Here is a 16,163-nt window from a genome sequence, read left to right on the forward strand (position 1 = left end):
GCTCATTATCGCCCCGGGGAAAAATTACTTAAGGGAAAGGTGTGATAAATGGGAGAGCAATCGTTTGTCGTGCGGGTGTGGGGTCAGGTTCAGGGGGTGGGGTTTCGCTACTTCACCCGGGAGCGGGCGCTGCAACTGGGGCTGCGGGGGCATGCCTACAACCTGGAAGATGGTTCGGTGGAAATCCTGATTGCCGGTCCCGAACAGAAGGTACAGATGATGCTGGGCTGGCTTGAGCACGGGCCCCGAACCGCCACCGTCACCCGAATGGAGTGCACCCAGGCGTTGCCACCCACTGGAACCGGTTTTCATACCAACTAGCCGGGAGGGTTCATGGGGGAGAGCGGGATTGCGCAGGCCAACCGGCTCGTTGGGCAATATCGGGGGGCGGCCCTGGCACTGCGCCAGCACAAGGGGATGGAAGAGGTGCATGCCTACCGGATCGCGGCCCGTCGCCTGCTGGCGCTGCTCGCCCTGTGGCGACCCCTCATTCATGAGCCCGAGCTGGAGCTGCGATTGACCCGTGCCGTCGGTACGCTCTCCGCCCTGCGCGATGCCCAGGTCTATGCGCAGCATCATGGTGGCTCGCTTCGGCAGAGCCGCTTGCCACGGGTCCCCCTGTTGACCGGCCCGCTGGCCCGTTGGCTGGCCCGACTGGAAGAGGTACCCGTCGGTGTCGATCTCTTGCCGCTGTTTCGGCTGCATCTGGCGCTGTCACTGTCGGATGCACTGGCGAAGACCACCTCCCTTCCTGTGGGCATCAGGGCGAAACTTCGGTGCTGGCACCGGCTGCGTCTGGTGCTGAAACAGGCGCGCTACGGGATGGAGCTGCTGACGGCACAGGGGGGAGGGGATCCGGCCTGGTTGTCCATGCTGGTGAGCTGGCAGGAGCGGCTTGGGCAATTGCAGGACAGGCGCCAATGGCTAAGACGCCTTGGGGGCGAAACGGGGCGAGGCCAGCAACGGCGAGCCCTGAAAACAGAGATCCGCTGCCAACTACTGCAACTGGATTGCCATCAGGCGGAGCTGGTCGGCCTTCGCATGGCATTGCTGCAGAGCGGGCAGTAAGCACCCCACAAGGTAAAAAAAGAGAGGCCATTGGCCTCTCTTTTTATTGGGACTGTCCGGGAAGAGGCGTATTACTTCACGCGCATGCCCGGCTGGGCACCTTCCTGGGGCTCGAGGATCCAGAGATCCTTGCCACCTGGACCTGCCGCCAGCACCATGCCTTCGGACATGCCAAAGCGCATCTTGCGCGGGGCCAGGTTGGCCACCATCACGGTCAGCTTGCCTTCCAGATCTTCCGGGTTGTAGGCAGACTTGATACCGGCAAACACCTGACGGGTTTCGCCGCCGATGTCCAGCTGCAACTTCAGCAGCTTCTCGGCTTCCGGCACCGCTTCGGCCTTTTTGATCAGCGCCACCCGCAGGTCAATCTTGGCAAAGTCGTCGTAGGTGATGGTCTCGCTGATGGGATCGTCCACCAGGGGGCCTGCCGGTTTCTTGCTCTGCTCCTTGGCGAGATCTTCCTTGGACGCTTCCACCATGGCATCCACCTTGGCGGACTCGATGCGGGAGAAGAGCGCCTTGAAGGGAGCGACGCCGTGGTCGACCAGAGGGGCGGCGATGCCGTCCCAGGTCAGGGTCTCGCCGAGGAAGGCTTCGGCGCGCTCGGCCAGTTGCGGCATGACGGGCTTCAAGTAGGCCATCAGCACGCGGAACAGGTTGATGCCGACGGAGCAGACGGCTTGCAGCTCGGCATCCGCCCCTTCCTGCTTGGCGATGACCCAGGGAGCCTTGTCGTCCACATAGCGGTTGGCCTTGTCGGCCAGGGCCATGATCTCGCGGATGGCTCGGCTGAATTCGCGCGCTTCATAGGCTTCGGCGATGCTGGCGCTGGCGTTGGCAAACTCGGCGTAGAGTGCGGGCTCGGCGCAGGTGGCGGCCAGCTTGCCGTCAAAACGCTTGGCGATAAAGCCGGCGTTGCGAGAGGCCAGGTTGACCAGCTTGTTGACCACATCGGCGTTGACGCGGGAGACGAAGTCTTCGAGGTTCAAGTCCAGATCGTCGATGCGGCTGTTGAGCTTGGCGGCGTAGTAGTAACGCAGGCACTCCGGATCTAGGTGCTTGAGATAGGTGGACGCCTTGATGAAGGTGCCCTTGGACTTGGACATCTTGGCGCCGTTGACGGTCACATAGCCGTGCACGTTGACCTTGGTCGGCTTGCGGAAGTTCGCGCCTTCCAGCATGGCCGGCCAGAACAGGCAGTGGAAGTAGGCGATGTCCTTGCCGATGAAGTGATAGAGCTCGGCGTCGGAGTCCGCTTTCCAGTAGCTGTCGAAGTCGATGTCGCCGCGCTTGTTGCACAGGTTCTTGAACGACGCCATGTAGCCGATGGGGGCGTCCAGCCAGACATAGAAGTACTTGCCGGGGGCACCGGGAATTTCGAAGCCGAAGTAGGGGGCGTCACGGGTGATGTCCCACTGCTGCAGGCCGCTTTCGAACCACTCTTGCATCTTGTTGGCCATCTCTTCCTGGATGGCGCCGGAGCCGCGTACCCAGTCGGCGAGCCAGGCTTCGAACTGGGGCAGGTCGAAGAAGTAGTGTTCTGAGTCCTTCATCACCGGGGTCGCACCGGAGACGGCGGATTTCGGATCAATCAGCTCGGTCGGGCTGTAGGTGGCGCCGCACGCGTCGCAGTTGTCACCGTACTGATCGGGGGACTTGCACTTGGGGCAGGTGCCCTTGACGAAGCGATCCGGCAGGAACATGGATTTTTCCGGATCGAACAGTTGGGAGATGGTGCGGATCTTGATTTTGCCGGACTCTTTGAGGCGGCCATAGATCACGCCCGCCAGCTCGCGGTTCTCGTCGCTGTGGGTGGAGTGGTAGTTGTCGAAGCTGATGTTGAAACCGGCAAAATCCCCCTGGTGCTCCTGGGAGACGGCGGCAATCATCTCTTCCGGCGAGATCCCCATCTGCTGAGCCTTGAGCATGATGGGCGTACCGTGGGCATCGTCGGCACAGACGAAATGCACCTGATGGCCACGCATTCGCTGATAACGAACCCAGATATCGGCCTGGATGTGTTCCAGCATGTGGCCGAGATGGATGGAGCCGTTGGCATAGGGGAGGGCGCAGGTTACCAGCATTCTACGAGGATCAGTTGCCATAATACGTTCTTTATGTGCCTGTTGGGATGATACAGTGCCGTGCATGTTACCCGAATTGGGGGCGGCCTGCCTAGGGTTGTGGCCCCCGGTGCCCTGACTGGCGGCATCACGATGACGTCGGCAAGCCACTGATTTTTGTGCGGTAACCGTTCACCTCAGCATAACGACAACATAATGGGGAGTTAATGGTGATTGATTCAGTAAAACAGATCCTGGCCGAATTTAAGCCGGCAGGATGGGGCAAGGATCTGGTCGCGGCCGGTTTTGTGCGTTCCGTCGAGCGGCACGAACAGACCCTGGCCATCACGCTGGTGCTGCCCTTTGCCGGCCAGTCCCTGTTTGAACAGATCAAAGAGGAGTTCGATGCCCGGCTGCGCAGCGCAACCGGTGCGACCCGCATCGACTGGACGGGGGAGATAGACGTGGCCAGCATGCCCCGCGCGCAGCAACTGGCGGCGGTGCAGGGGATCCGCAATATCCTGGTGGTTGCCTCCGGCAAGGGAGGGGTGGGCAAGTCCACTACCGCGGTCAACCTGGCGCTGGCGCTGCAAAAAGAGGGGGCGCGGGTCGCCCTGCTGGATGCGGACATCTATGGCCCCTCCATCCCGACCATGACGGGGACCCTCAAGGAGCGCCCTGTCAGCTTTGATGGCAAGCTGATGGAGCCGGTGATGGCCTGCGGCATCAAGAGCAACAGCATCGGTTATCTGGTGGCCGAGCAGGATGCCACCATCTGGCGCGGTCCCATGGCGAGCAAGGCACTCGGGCAGATCCTGCACGAGACCCGCTGGGGCGAGGTGGACTACCTGGTGGTGGACATGCCCCCGGGCACTGGCGATATCCAGCTGACGTTGGCCCAGCAGGTGCCCACCACGGCGGCGGTGATCGTCACGACGCCCCAGGATGTGGCGCTGGCAGATGCCCGCAAAGGGATTGCTATGTTCAACAAGGTCAATGTGCCTGTGCTTGGCATCGTCGAGAACATGAGTTACCACGTCTGCAGCGCCTGCGGGCATCACGAGCCGTTGTTCGGTACCGGCGGTGGCCAGAAGATGGCGGAGCAGTATCACGTGGCGCTGCTTGGTCAGTTGCCGCTGCATATCGACATTCGCCAGCACATGGATGACGGCTGCCCCACCGTGTTCGGTGCGCCGGATGGCGAGCTGTCACAGACTTACCTGAAACTGGCTCGCCGGGTAGGGGCCGAGCTCTATTTCAGTGCAAAACCGATTGCGACCCCGCTCTACACGGTGGCGCTGGACGAATAATCGGCGTTCGGCCAATGGGGACGGATTTGGGGTGGGCATGGCCACCCCTTTTTCATATAATGGATCGGTTTAAACAATCCCCAGTGCTCTTCTCTTTAGGTATTTTCAATGTCTGATACTCAACATTCCTGCGTGATCATCGGTATTGCTGGTGCATCCGCGTCCGGCAAGAGTCTTATCGCCCAAACCATCTATGAAGAGCTGGTGGCCGAGCTGGGAGCGGGTCAGATTGGTGTGATCACCGAGGATTGCTACTACCGTGATCAGACCCACCTGACCATGGAAGAGCGGGTCAAGACCAACTATGACCACCCCAATGCCCTGGATCACGATCTGCTGGTGCAGCATCTGACCCAGCTGACGCAAGGGGAGGCGGTCAACATCCCCCAGTACTCCTATACCGAGCACACGCGCATGACCGAGGTCACTACCTTTGCACCGCGCCGTGTCATCATCCTCGAAGGGATACTGCTGTTGACTGACAGCCGCCTGCGCGAACTGATGGACGCCTCCATCTTCATGGATACCCCGCTCGACATCTGTTTGCTGCGCCGTCTGGTGCGCGATGTGCAGGAGCGCGGTCGTACCATGGACTCCGTGCTCAAGCAGTATCAGAAGACTGTGCGTCCCATGTTCATGCAGTTCATCGACCCGTCCAAGCAGTATGCTGACGTGATCGTGCCCCGTGGCGGCAAGAACCGCATCGCCATCGACATGCTCAAGGCGCGTATCCGCCATATGTTGATTGGTTGAGAGAAAACAAGCCGGGTGATGCCCGGCTTTTTTTAATGAATCTTTTGTCAGGAGAGTCGCAGAATGCGTCTTTGTGATACCGATATCGAACGGCACCTGGATGAAGGCAAGATCGTCATCGAGCCGAGGCCCGGTGTTGAGCGGATCAGCGGCGTCAGCGTCGATGTGCTGCTGGGCAACGAGTTTCGGGTGTTTCGCGATCATACCGCGCCTTATATCGACCTTGGCGGTACCAGTGCCGAGATGGCCGATGCCATCGAGCTGGTGATGAGCGAGGAGATCCACGTGCCGGACGGTGAAGCCTTCTATCTGCACCCGGGTCAGCTGGCGCTGGCGGTGACCTATGAATCGGTTACCTTGCCCGCCGATATCGTCGGCTGGCTGGATGGTCGCTCCTCCCTGGCGCGCCTCGGCCTCATGGTACACGTCACCGCCCACCGCATCGATCCGGGCTGGTCCGGTCGCATCGTGCTGGAGTTTTACAACGGCGGCAAGTTGCCTCTGGCCCTGCGTCCCAAGATGAAGATCGGTGCCCTGAACTTCGAGATGCTGTCAGGTACTGCGGCTCGCCCGTACAACAAACGGGAAAATGCCAAATACAAGAGTCAGCAAGGGGCTGTGGCCAGCCGGATCAACCAGGATTGACCCCCGCACCGTGCGGCTTGTCTATCGAGGAGGGTGCCAGGGCACCCTCTTTTATATCTGACAAAAGGAAACGGACGTGCCGAGCGGGTTGAAAGCGGCCTTTTTCGGGACATCGAGCTATGCTTAGGCTTTGATTGACGCCTATCCACAGCAATGGAATGGACTTAAATTAATCCTCGACAAGCCCCGTTCCTACAGGCCATAAGACATTTTCTGACGGAATGCCCTTTTTTTTTTTTGCTGAAATATTTCAACAACGGGTATGGCGCATCGAGCCTTCTGGCATAATCCGCCGCAACTCATAAACAGGTTCGTTTTTATGTTTGAAATGTTTAGTGGTTTGGGTTTGTGGTGGTCAATCGGTTTGGTATTGGCCGTTTTTTTTGTGCTGGCCTATGAATTCATCAACGGCTTTCACGATACCGCCAACGCGGTAGCAACGGTTATCTATACCAAGGCGATGCCGGCTCATATGGCGGTGGTGGCTTCCGGTCTGTTCAATTTCGCCGGTGTCATGCTGGGTGGATTGGGGGTGGCCTATGCCATCGTTCACCTGCTGCCCATCGATCTGCTGCTTGGCATGGACTCTACCCAGGGTCTGATCATGGTGTTCTCCCTGCTGTTCTCGGCCATCGTCTGGAACCTGGGAACCTGGTACTTCGGTATTCCGGCATCCAGCTCCCACACCCTGATCGGTTCCATCCTGGGGGTAGGCGGCGCCTATGCCCTGATCAGCCATCAACCCCTGAAAGAGGGTATCAACGTCGGCAAAGCCATCGACATCATGCTCTCTCTCATCATCTCTCCCACCGTGGGCTTCATCATTGCCGCCCTGCTGCTGTTCGCCATGAAGCGCGTATGGCTTGGCAGCAAGATCCACAAGACCCCGGAAGAGCGCCTGCTGGTGGACGGCAAGAAGCATCCACCGTTCTGGGCACGTGTCACTCTGATTTGTTCCGCAATGGGGGTGAGCTTCGTGCACGGCTCCAACGATGGTCAGAAAGGCATCGGTCTGGTGATGCTGGTGCTGATCTGCATGGCGCCTGCCTATTTTGCGCTGGACATGAACAGCCGCTCCTATGATCTGGACAGAACCCAGGATGCCAACCAGCGCATTATGGAGATCTACCAGCGTAACCAGGATCAGGTCTCCCATCTGGTGAACTTCAGTGTCCCTGCCAAAGCCCAGGAGGAGCTGATGAGCCACTGTGCGGCAGGGGAGGCCCTGCAGGCCATGGCGACCCTCGACAAGCGTCTGGGCCAAGTGCGCACCTACGAGGAGATGAATCTGGTGGATCGCCGCGAGGTGCGTCGTCTGCTGCTGTGCATCGACGACACTGCCCGCAAGGTCTCCAAATTGCCGCTGCCGGCCAAGGAGTTGACCGATCTTGCCAAATGGCGCAAGGATCTGACCGCCACGGCCGAATATGCGCCGACCTGGGTCATCGTGTCCATCGCGCTGGCGCTCGGTTGCGGCACCATGGTGGGCTGGCGTCGTATCGTCTACACGGTAGGGGAGAAGATTGGTTCCTCCGGCATGACCTACAGCCAGGGCATTGCAGCCCAGATCACGGCCGCCGCGTCCATCGGGATTGCGAGTCTGACCGGGATGCCGGTGTCCACCACCCACATTCTCTCCTCCGCGGTGGCGGGGACCATGGTGGCCAACAAGTCCGGCCTGCAGAGCCAGACCATCAAGACCATTCTGCTGGCCTGGGTGCTGACGTTGCCGCTCACCATGCTGCTCTCCGGCGGTCTCTTCCTGCTGAACAACCATCTCTTTGGCGGATAAGCGCGACAGTCATTGGAAATGAAACAAGGGCCTTCGGGCCCTTTTTTGTTGCCTGGTGAATGTCACGTCATGCGGCAATAGTTCAATGAGTAATAGCTATATGCCATCAGACAAGAAGTTGAATGACATTATCTATCACCTCTTTAGCTTCTCTACATCCCTCAACCACTCGTTGTGCACAGTGAGGGGAACCTGCCTGTGTGACGCCTTGTTACGAGCCGACCCTTGCACGTGAAGCTGAAGGGAGGGCGTTCAACGGGTCTATGATCCTCACCAGAAATGATGAGAGTGAAGAGTGCCACAGGTTGCCCTATGTCTGGCATTCCCGTTCAACCTGGGTTGTCTCAGCCACCACTGAACACACCGACTGTGCTACCAAAGGGGAACGCTGCCAGACTGTTTGCCAATGGCTTCATATGCTGTCAATGCACGGACCCTGTCGACAAAGCAGGGCATGTCGTGATGTTTTGACAGAGATGAATCCTCTGTCTGGTGTGTTATTCACGTCTTGCTTGGACTGAGTGTGTGTGGCCGCTGAACATCGTGAAAGCGGCGGATATCGAACGGGCAGGGAGGGAGAGCAAGGCGATGTCAGCCCCAATAAAGAGACAAAAAAAGAGCCACACGATGTGTGGCTCTTCATTCAGACTAACGAGTCTGCTCAGGGGCGACCGGCCGGGCTGGTTGCAACGTTGCTGGCAGCGGTGCTGCCACCGTGGCGACCGGAGGTCACGACTTCACTGCGTACCAGGGGAGCGTACTCCACGGGTTCACGGGGTGTCGGGGCAGGAGCTGCAGCCGGCGTTGCCATGGGGGCATAAGCCTTGCGGGCACGGGCCAATACACCGGCACCCTTGCTGACCTTCACTTCGGGGCTGGTTGCTGGCTCGGTTTGCACCACGGCAGCCGGCATCTCGACGACCTCCGCCTCGGCGGTGGCCGTCTCCTCAGCGATCACGACAGGTGCCGCTTCAGCAACCGGTGCAACCTCTTCTGGAATGGCCTCAACTTGTTGGGTCTGCTCGACAGCGTCGATCACGGCGACAGGTTCGTCATGAGAGGCGGTGTTGACGATAGGTTCGACCATCTCGGGTTCGACAACTGCCACTTCGGCGACGGGTTCAGCGTCTGCTTGCGCAGCCTGCTCAACTTCGTCAGTGGAGGGCGCATCCACAGCCTGGGCTGCCAGTGCTTGCTCTGCCGCTTCCTCAGCAACGGCTTCAGCCACCACGTGTTCGGTTAGTGCGGCGGAGGCCTGCAGGGCGGCAGCAACCGCTTCTGCGCTCGGAATGGTGATGACAGGCACAACCGGTTCTTCCACCTTCACCTGAGCCGCATCGGCCTGGGCCGCGGTAGTCAGCTGCACTTCACCTTGTGCTTCCTCTTCACGCTGGCCACGAGCCTCTTCGTTGATGCGCTTGCGACGTTGCCCTTCGATGCGCTGATTGCGCGGGGTACGGCGGGAACGACGCTGACCTTCGCCTTGCTCTTCTTGTTGCTCAGCAGCGGCGGCTTGCACGTCGGCGACATCGGTGATTTGCTCGTCAGTCGGCAGGGCAGGGGTGTCGGTCGCGGCGACATCGACACGGATCTGCTTGCGCAGTTGGCGACGTTCGCGGCGCTCGGCCACTTTTTGCTCTTTTTCCTGACGCGGTTCAGCGCTGGCGACCGCAGTATCAACGGTATCAACCGCCTCGACGATCACCTCGGCACGGGGTTCGCGGGGGGCGCGAGGTTCACGAGCCGGACGCGGGGCACGAGGTTCGCGCTCCTGGCGGGGTTCGCGAGGCTCACGCTCCATGCGCTGTTCGGTGCGCACTTCGCCACGGGGTTCCCGCTCTTGACGAGGCTCACGCTCTTTGCGCGGGCGACGATTGCGATCACTGCTCTCGCGGCTGGCTGCGCCTTCACGCTTCTCGCCGGCCTCGGCATTGCGACTGCCGCGGTTGTCATCGCGACGGCCACGTTGACCACGGCTGCGGGATTCATCGCGCTGGTGACGGTGCCCGTCATCCTTGCGAGCTTCGCGCTGGGCGGCCGGTTTGTCGGCAGGCGCCTTCACCTCGGCCGGAGCCGCATCGGAGGAGGCACCAAACAGGCCGGAGAAGGCCTTGGCCAGCTTGCCAAAGAAGCCAACCTGTTCTGCAACCGGAGCGGGAGTCGCAACAGGAGCCGGGGCGGCGGGCGCAACCGGCTGAGGAGCAGGGGCAAACCCTTGCAGCAGCGGTTGTTCACGCTCGACTACCTGAGCCTGGCGCGGCTGGTAGACCGGCTTGGCAATCTCGGTTTTGAGCTCGTAGCTGGCCGCTTCCGGGATCTCGTTCTGACGGATGCGGGTCACTTCGTAGTGCGGGGTTTCCAGATGCTGGTTCGGAATGATGTAGACACGTACATCATTGCGCTGTTCCAGATTGGCGATGGAGGTACGCTTCTCGTTGAGCAGATAGGCGGCCACATCGACCGGCACCTGGGCATGCACCTGCTCGGTATTGTCCTTCATGGCCTCTTCTTCGATGAGACGCAGGATGGACAGGGCGAGGGATTCATTGTCACGGATGACCCCCTGACCCTGGCAACGGGGGCAGATATGGCTGCTGGACTCGTTGAGGGAGGGACGCAGACGCTGGCGAGACATCTCCAGCAGACCGAAACGGGAGATACGGCCCAGCTGGATGCGGGCACGATCCTGATGCACAGCTTCACGCAGACGGTTTTCCACTTCGCGCTGATTGCGAACCGGGGTCATGTCGATGAAGTCGATGACAATCAGGCCACCCAGGTCACGCAGGCGCAGCTGGCGGGCGATCTCGTCGGCCGCTTCCAGGTTGGTCTGCAGGGCGGTCTCTTCGATATCGCCGCCCTTGGTGGCGCGGGAGGAGTTGATATCGATGGAGGTCAGTGCTTCAGTCGGGTCGATGACGATGCTGCCGCCGGAGGGCAGGCGCACTTCGCGCTGGAAGGCCGATTCGATCTGGCTCTCGATCTGGAAGTGGTTGAACAGGGCGACATCGCCCTTGTACAGCTTCACGCGATTGAGGAAATCGGGGCGGACCAGCTCGATATGCGACTTGGCGCGCTCGAAGATGACCGGGTTGTCGATCAGGATCTCGCCCACATCGCGACGCAGATAGTCACGGATGGCGCGCACGATGACGTTGCTCTCCTGGTGAATGAGCACCGGAGCGGAACGTTGTTGTGACGCCTTGTGGATGGAGTCCCAGTGATTGAGCAGAACGTTCAGATCCCACTCCAGCTCTTCCGGGGACTTGCCCACACCGGCAGTGCGCACGATGAGGCCCATGCCGTCCGGCACGGTCAGTCCGCTCAGGGCTTCCTTCAGCTCGGTCCGCTCGTCACCCTCGATGCGACGGGAGATGCCGCCGGCACGGGGGTTGTTCGGCATCAGCACCAGGTAGCTGCCAGCCAGACTGATGAAGGTGGTGAGGGCTGCACCCTTGGTACCACGCTCTTCCTTGTCGATCTGGACAATCACTTCCTGGCCTTCGCGGACCACTTCTTTGATATTGGGACGACCCTGATAGGAGTAACCGGAGGGGAAGTAATTGCGGGCGATTTCCTTTAACGGCAGGAAACCGTGGCGTTCGGCGCCATAGTCAACAAAAGCAGCTTCGAGACTGGGTTCTACTCGGGTGATCTTGCCCTTGTAAATGTTCGCTTTTTTCTGCTCGTGTCCCGGACTTTCAATATCCAAATCGTAGAGCTGTTGTCCGTCAACCAGCGCTACGCGCAACTCTTCTTCCTGAGTCGCGTTGATTAGCATTCTTTTCATTGAGTTCTCATTATTTTGTCATTTTGATTCCTCCACTGGGTCCTGCCGGCGCCGGCCTCGGGTCTTCAGCATGCTGGGGCAACCTCCCGGTTGGGGTATGCATGAGGCGCAAACTAAGGGCACTCTGGTTCAGCCTTCTCGAGAGGGCGTGAATTAAGGATACCGATGTGGAGACAATTTACGTCGGCTCTGTTTGTGTTCTCCATGCGTTGTACCTCGCACCCGGGAACCGTCATGTTCTTGTATACACGGTGTTTCGGGATTGGGTGGCATACATTTTGGCCACTTAGTACAAGGCTTGAACACAATGACAAAACCTTGTTTATTATCCCATTTAAACCACTTTTATAGCAAGACGCCATTTTTTAACAAAGCATGCAGCCAAGGGCTGTCGGCGGTGTTAAAATCCGCGCCATGACACAGATACATCAACAAGTGCAGCTGCTCACCATCGAAGCTGAGCATGACGGGCAGCGCATCGACAATTTTCTCAAGACTCAGTTAAAGGGCGTCCCCAAGAGCCTGATTTATCGCATCCTTCGAAAAGGGGAGGTGCGGGTCAACAAGAAGCGCATCAAACCGGAATACAAGCTTTGTGCCGGTGACGAGGTGCGGGTGCCCCCCGTGCGTGTGGCCGAGAAGAATGAGTTGCCTTCTGCCAACCTCGGCAGCATCCAGCGTCTGGAGAGCCAGATCCTGTTTGAAGACGACGCCATGATAGTGCTCAACAAGCCGTCCGGCATGGCAGTGCACGGCGGCAGCGGCCTCAGTTTTGGCGTCATCGAAGGGCTGCGTGCCCTGCGCCCCGAAGCCCGTTTCCTCGAACTGGTGCACCGGCTGGATCGCGACACCTCCGGCGTACTGCTGGTTGCCAAGAAGCGCAGTGCTCTGCGCAGCCTGCACGAGCAGCTGCGGGTCAAGACCATGCGCAAGCAGTATCTGGCGCTGGTGCGCGGCCAGTGGCAACCCCACGTCAAGGTGGTCAATGCGCCACTTCGCAAAAATGATCTGCAATCCGGCGAGCGGGTGGTACGGGTCAGCAGCGATGGCAAGCCCTCCGAGACCCGGTTCCGGATTGCACGTCAGTTTGCCGAGGCGACCCTGGTCGAGTGCAGCCCCATCACTGGCCGTACTCACCAGATCCGTGTCCACACCCAGCACGCCGGCCATCCCATCGCCTGCGATGACAAATATGGTGAGGCCGGTTTTGATGAAAAGATGCGAGGGCAGGGGCTAAAGCGTCTGTTCCTGCACGCCTGGAAGCTCACCTTTACTCATCCGGTGGATGATCGGGAGATCCAGGTGGAAGCACCATTGTCACCGGAACTTGAGGCGTTTCTCGCCAAGCTGCCACGCTGACAGCCATGAAAAACGGGAGCCTTGGCTCCCGTTTTTCATGGCAGAGTTCTTGTTATGGCAGAGCCAGGCCGTGGCGACCCAGGAGATCAACCAAGCCTATCAGGGGAAGACCGACAAGGGTATTGGGATCGCGCCCCTCCAGCGCCTTGAACAAGACGATGCCCATTCCCTCGCATTTGAAGCTGCCGGCACAATCCAGAGGACGTTCGACCTCCACATAGCGACGGATAGCGGCTTCGTCGAGCGAGCGAAAATGCACGGTGAAAGGCTCGACGAGCTGCTCGGCATGGCCATTCGCAGCATTGATCACGCACAGCCCGGTGTAAAAGATGACGCGCTTGCCTTGGGCCTGCAGCAACTGCTCGACCGCCTTTTCCGCCGTGCCGGGCTTGCCGAGGATCTGCCCGTCACAGACGCACACCTGATCTGAACCGATGATCAATCCTTGATCACGATCAGCAGCAACCGCACTCGCCTTGGCAAACGCCAATCTGCTGACCAGGGCTTCCGCGGTCTCTCCGTGTCGCGCTGTCTCATCGACTTGAGGCGCAGCACAGTGAAATGGCTGACCGAGTTTTTCCAGCAAGGTCTTGCGGTAGGACGAGGTGGACGCGAGGATCAAGGAAGGCTGCATGTTTTGATGATATCCATTTATAAATCAATTGGTTGATTCTATCTGTGCAGATGGGGCCACGCAAACAGGAGATGTCTAGAGCGGGACTCGCCTAATTAGCGGGAAGCATGCATGCTGATGGAACCACAGCACAAACACAAGAGATCGGAATTGAGCGTGATGACACGATATGCGGCCTTGGTCATGGCACTGATCTCCTTCGCCAGCTGGGCAGGAACATGGCAACTTCGTCAGGGGGATGAGGGGGTGATGCTTTGGACCCAGCCACATCCTCCGACCTCTTTTCAGGCCTTACGTCTGGAGATGCGCGTGAATGCCGATCCTGGCACGCTGATAACGGTGCTGCGCAACACGGCGCGCCATGAAGAGTGGTTGCCCCAGAGCCGTGAAGTCAGGGTGCTGGCCAGATCGGGTCCCGACGATGATCTGGTCTATACCCGCCTGGCGTCTCCCTGGCCGGTGCAAGACAGGGAGCTCATCACCCGCTCCCATTTGAGTCGACGCATCGATTGCGGCCTGACTCTCGAGGTGTGGGCAGAGCCGAATGCCCTGCCATTGCATGCAGGGCTGTTCCGGATCCAGGAAAGCGCCGGACGGTGGGAGGCGCTACCCCAACGGGATGGCAGCACACTCGTTCGGCTCGAAACCTATACCAACCCGGGCAACAACTTGCCGGGCTGGCTGGTCAATCCCATTGCCATCAAGGCTGCCGTGGGCAGTTTCAAAGCCATACGCCGACTGATGGAAGCCGAGCCCAGAGTGGCTGCGACATCAGGCCTGCTGGGGAGCGACCCGCGCTGTTCTGCCACCTGATGAGACACCAAGGAGCACATCCGGTGGACAGACAGGGGAGGGGAACAGGATCCTGTGCTAGATCCTGCACGATATGGCATAATCGGCCACCGATGAGCACAAGTTCCTCTTGCAGGGGCCTGTGAAGGTAAAATCATCGGCGGTAAGGACTTTTTCCTTTGACTATCCCTTGTTGGACCTATAATATTCGCGCCCTATGCAAAAGGTGAAGTTGCCCGTTAAGGTTGATCCAGTCCGTAATGCCTTGAAGCTACTCGATTATGTCGGGATAGTGGAAAAGTCGCAGATGCCCAGGCTGGAGGAATCAACCGAAGGCTTGCGAAGTGATGTGGATGTCACACTGCACTTTGGCAAAGATGTCCAGAAGTTGACCGTTATGAAAGGCACTGCCCATGCCAAGGTCGACCTGGTTTGCCAGCGTTGTGGTGAGACGTTTGAACACCTTTGTGAAGCTAGTTTTATTTACACTCCGCTGTTCGAAAGAACAAACGAGGAAGAACTGCCGGAAGCTTATGAGCCCATTGAGTTGGACGAAAACGGCGAGATAGATCTTCATCAAATCCTGGAGGATGAACTCATCCTCTCGTTGCCTCAAGTAGCCATGCATCCGGTGGATGTGTGTCCCAGAGGAAACATGGAGATGACCTGGGGTGAAATCGAACCTGCTGATGAGCGGCCGAATCCCTTTGCAGTTCTTGAAGCGCTCAAACGTAAGTGAATTTTAGGAGTTAGCCTACCATGGCCGTACAACAGAACCGTAAAACCCGCGCCAAGCGTGGCATGCGTCGTTCCCACGATGCGCTGACCACCGCTGCCCTGACTGTTGATCAGACCAGTGGCGAAATTCATCGTCGTCACCACGTGACTGCCGATGGTTTCTACCGCGGTAAAAAGGTAATCGCTTAAGGATTGCCTTTGTCTACGCAAACTGTCGCGCTAGACATAATGGGGGGAGATATCGGCCCCTCGGAAACAGTGCCTGCCGCCGTGCAGGCACTGTCTCTTCTACCCCAGCTAAAACTTGTTCTGGTCGGTGATCAACACCAGACTGCCCCTCTTCTGCAGCAACATGGCCTGCTTAATCACCCTCGCGTTCGTCTCGTGCATGCCTCCCAGGTCGTGGGCATGGGCGAAAAGCCTATCGTGGCGCTACGTACCCTGAAAGACTCCTCCATGCGCGTGACCCTGGATCTGGTCAAGAGCGGCGCTGCCGATGCCTGTGTCAGTGCAGGCAACACCGGTGCCTTGATGGCCATGGCCAAGTGCGTGCTCAAATCCTTGCCCGGTGTTGACCGGCCAGCCCTCATCAAGGCGCTGCCCACATTGAGTGGAAAGCGGACCGTGATGCTGGATCTGGGTGCGAACGTGAGCTGCGATGCCGACACCTTGCTGCAATTTGCCGTGATGGGCGCTGTGGTTGCAGAGAAGGTGGAGGGGATACCGTCACCCAGAGTGGCACTGCTCAACGTGGGGGAGGAGGAGATCAAGGGCAACGACCTGGTGCGCCACAGCGCCGAGTTGCTGCGCCAATGCTCCGCCCTGAATTTTGTCGGTTTTATCGAGGGTGACAGGATCTTCAGCGGCGAGTGCGACGTGATCGTCTGCGACGGTTTCGTGGGCAACGTGGCGCTCAAGACCGCGGAGGGGGTGGTGCGGATGATGGCCGAACTGGCCGGATATCCGCGCAAAAAACGCAGTTTTCTTGGTCGACTCGCCGGATTTATGTTCAAACGGCGTTTCTCTTACCTGAGCCCCGACCAGTATAATGGCGCGAGTCTGTTAGGATTGCGCGGCATTGTGGTAAAAAGCCATGGGCGGGCCGAGCGCCGCGCTCTGTGTCATGCGATTCTGCTGGCCGCACAAGAAGCCAGACATCAACTTCCATTGCAAATTGCAGATCGCCTTGAATCTGTCTTTTCCGACAGGGATTTATAAA

14 protein-coding genes are annotated in these 16,163 nt (G+C 59.0%); 11 read left to right on the forward strand and 3 right to left on the reverse strand.

Annotated elements, in window-relative coordinates:
- Positions 1-48: 48 nt before the first annotated feature.
- Positions 49-321, forward strand: coding sequence for an acylphosphatase (locus AB5Y64_RS01445; protein ID WP_010674727.1), 273 nt, complete (start codon positions 49-51; stop codon positions 319-321).
- A gap of 12 nt (positions 322-333) precedes the next feature.
- Positions 334-1,068 (forward strand): CHAD domain-containing protein, encoded by a 735-nt coding sequence (locus AB5Y64_RS01450; protein ID WP_128313222.1) that lies wholly within the window; start codon positions 334-336, stop codon positions 1,066-1,068.
- A gap of 71 nt (positions 1,069-1,139) precedes the next feature.
- On the opposite strand, the gene metG is transcribed toward AB5Y64_RS01450, so the two are convergent.
- Entirely contained in the window at positions 1,140-3,173 is a 2,034-nt protein-coding gene (metG, locus tag AB5Y64_RS01455; RefSeq protein ID WP_041215171.1) for a methionine--tRNA ligase, read from the reverse strand.
- A gap of 185 nt (positions 3,174-3,358) precedes the next feature.
- Between metG and apbC the strand changes: the two genes are divergently transcribed.
- The 4 genes from apbC (at position 3,359) to AB5Y64_RS01475 (ending at position 7,631) form a co-directional block, all read left to right on the forward strand.
- Positions 3,359-4,441 carry an iron-sulfur cluster carrier protein ApbC gene (gene apbC, locus AB5Y64_RS01460; protein ID WP_103243127.1) on the forward strand — a complete coding sequence of 361 codons (1,083 nt, stop codon included), beginning with the start codon at positions 3,359-3,361 and terminating at the stop codon, positions 4,439-4,441.
- A 108-nt stretch (positions 4,442-4,549) separates the two neighbouring features.
- Positions 4,550-5,194, forward strand: coding sequence for a uridine kinase (gene udk, locus AB5Y64_RS01465; protein WP_010674731.1), 645 nt, complete (start codon positions 4,550-4,552; stop codon positions 5,192-5,194).
- A gap of 63 nt (positions 5,195-5,257) precedes the next feature.
- Positions 5,258-5,839, forward strand: coding sequence for a dCTP deaminase (gene dcd / locus AB5Y64_RS01470; RefSeq protein ID WP_216986952.1), 582 nt, complete (start codon positions 5,258-5,260; stop codon positions 5,837-5,839).
- A 319-nt stretch (positions 5,840-6,158) separates the two neighbouring features.
- Complete coding sequence (locus AB5Y64_RS01475) at positions 6,159-7,631, forward strand: inorganic phosphate transporter (RefSeq protein WP_029314527.1); 1,473 nt, start codon at positions 6,159-6,161, stop codon at positions 7,629-7,631.
- A 661-nt stretch (positions 7,632-8,292) separates the two neighbouring features.
- Here AB5Y64_RS01475 and rne read toward each other — a convergent pair.
- Complete coding sequence (gene rne, locus AB5Y64_RS01480) at positions 8,293-11,421, reverse strand: ribonuclease E (protein WP_368203109.1); 3,129 nt, start codon at positions 11,419-11,421, stop codon at positions 8,293-8,295.
- Between the two features lie 414 nt (positions 11,422-11,835).
- On the opposite strand from rne, the gene rluC reads away from it, so the two are divergent.
- Positions 11,836-12,780, forward strand: coding sequence for a 23S rRNA pseudouridine(955/2504/2580) synthase RluC (gene rluC, locus AB5Y64_RS01485; protein WP_204509413.1), 945 nt, complete (start codon positions 11,836-11,838; stop codon positions 12,778-12,780).
- A 52-nt stretch (positions 12,781-12,832) separates the two neighbouring features.
- On the opposite strand, the gene AB5Y64_RS01490 is transcribed toward rluC, so the two are convergent.
- Complete coding sequence (locus AB5Y64_RS01490) at positions 12,833-13,414, reverse strand: nucleoside triphosphate pyrophosphatase (RefSeq protein WP_113978916.1); 582 nt, start codon at positions 13,412-13,414, stop codon at positions 12,833-12,835.
- 183 nt (positions 13,415-13,597) lie between these two features.
- Here AB5Y64_RS01490 and AB5Y64_RS01495 point away from each other — a divergent pair, with 183 nt between their 5' ends.
- The 4 genes from AB5Y64_RS01495 to plsX all read left to right on the forward strand — a co-directional run bounded on the left by AB5Y64_RS01495 (position 13,598) and on the right by plsX (position 16,162).
- Positions 13,598-14,227 carry an START domain-containing protein gene (locus AB5Y64_RS01495; protein ID WP_333563587.1) on the forward strand — a complete coding sequence of 210 codons (630 nt, stop codon included), beginning with the start codon at positions 13,598-13,600 and terminating at the stop codon, positions 14,225-14,227.
- Positions 14,228-14,423: 196 nt separating this feature from the next.
- Complete coding sequence (gene yceD / locus AB5Y64_RS01500; RefSeq protein ID WP_029314532.1) at positions 14,424-14,945, forward strand: 23S rRNA accumulation protein YceD; 522 nt, start codon at positions 14,424-14,426, stop codon at positions 14,943-14,945.
- A gap of 20 nt (positions 14,946-14,965) precedes the next feature.
- Entirely contained in the window at positions 14,966-15,133 is a 168-nt protein-coding gene (gene rpmF / locus AB5Y64_RS01505) for a 50S ribosomal protein L32 (RefSeq protein ID WP_005300935.1), read from the forward strand.
- A gap of 9 nt (positions 15,134-15,142) precedes the next feature.
- On the forward strand, positions 15,143-16,162 hold the full coding sequence (gene plsX, locus AB5Y64_RS01510; RefSeq protein WP_368203113.1) for a phosphate acyltransferase PlsX: 1,020 nt from the start codon (positions 15,143-15,145) through the stop codon (positions 16,160-16,162).
- Position 16,163: the final 1 nt, after the last annotated feature.

This window comes from Aeromonas sp. R5-1 (assembly GCF_040908265.1).
In the GTDB taxonomy this organism is placed as follows: domain Bacteria; phylum Pseudomonadota; class Gammaproteobacteria; order Enterobacterales; family Aeromonadaceae; genus Aeromonas; species Aeromonas caviae.

Excerpts from the sequence above, each read along its gene's own strand:
- AB5Y64_RS01445 (WP_010674727.1), top strand. The coding sequence starts at position 49 with ATGGGAGAGCAATCGTTTGTCGTGCGGGTGTGGGGTCAGGTTCAGGGG.
- AB5Y64_RS01450 (WP_128313222.1), top strand. The coding sequence starts at position 334 with ATGGGGGAGAGCGGGATTGCGCAGGCCAACCGGCTCGTTGGGCAATAT.
- metG (WP_041215171.1), bottom strand. The coding sequence starts at position 3,173 with ATGGCAACTGATCCTCGTAGAATGCTGGTAACCTGCGCCCTCCCCTAT.
- apbC (WP_103243127.1), top strand. The coding sequence starts at position 3,359 with ATGGTGATTGATTCAGTAAAACAGATCCTGGCCGAATTTAAGCCGGCA.
- udk (WP_010674731.1), top strand. The coding sequence starts at position 4,550 with ATGTCTGATACTCAACATTCCTGCGTGATCATCGGTATTGCTGGTGCA.
- dcd (WP_216986952.1), top strand. The coding sequence starts at position 5,258 with ATGCGTCTTTGTGATACCGATATCGAACGGCACCTGGATGAAGGCAAG.
- AB5Y64_RS01475 (WP_029314527.1), top strand. The coding sequence starts at position 6,159 with ATGTTTGAAATGTTTAGTGGTTTGGGTTTGTGGTGGTCAATCGGTTTG.
- rne (WP_368203109.1), bottom strand. The coding sequence starts at position 11,421 with ATGAAAAGAATGCTAATCAACGCGACTCAGGAAGAAGAGTTGCGCGTA.
- rluC (WP_204509413.1), top strand. The coding sequence starts at position 11,836 with ATGACACAGATACATCAACAAGTGCAGCTGCTCACCATCGAAGCTGAG.
- AB5Y64_RS01490 (WP_113978916.1), bottom strand. The coding sequence starts at position 13,414 with ATGCAGCCTTCCTTGATCCTCGCGTCCACCTCGTCCTACCGCAAGACC.
- AB5Y64_RS01495 (WP_333563587.1), top strand. The coding sequence starts at position 13,598 with ATGGCACTGATCTCCTTCGCCAGCTGGGCAGGAACATGGCAACTTCGT.
- yceD (WP_029314532.1), top strand. The coding sequence starts at position 14,424 with ATGCAAAAGGTGAAGTTGCCCGTTAAGGTTGATCCAGTCCGTAATGCC.
- rpmF (WP_005300935.1), top strand. The coding sequence starts at position 14,966 with ATGGCCGTACAACAGAACCGTAAAACCCGCGCCAAGCGTGGCATGCGT.